We start from the raw sequence: 222 nt of genomic DNA, 5'->3' as shown, positions 1-222 counted from the left end.
ATACCAATGCTTCAGATATAATTCACCGTTCTTCAAATAGTCACCGTCATTGACAGTAATGTATGGGAAACCTCCATTTACGCGCATATTAACCAACTGATCACGGACATGTTCCCATTGTTTATCAACTATTTTATAATCTCTTCCCTGTTTTTGAAAAAGATACATGTCTTCTCTCATTACAAGGTCTTTGTTTAAATAATTGCGTAAAAACGATATGTC

1 protein-coding gene is annotated in these 222 nt (G+C 34.2%); it reads right to left on the bottom strand.

Features of this window, described 5'->3' with window-relative positions; all coding sequences use genetic code 11:
- Positions 1-222: SpoVR family protein (locus TR08_RS29210; protein WP_045524381.1), on the bottom strand; the 222-nt coding region annotated here is incomplete at both ends.

Origin of the sequence: Neobacillus niacini, assembly GCF_000759675.1 — a bacterium.
Lineage (GTDB): Bacteria > Bacillota > Bacilli > Bacillales > Cytobacillaceae > Neobacillus > Neobacillus niacini_A.
The sequence above is the reverse complement of the archived record's forward strand: the minus strand, read 5'-3'. Positions and strand labels throughout refer to the sequence as shown.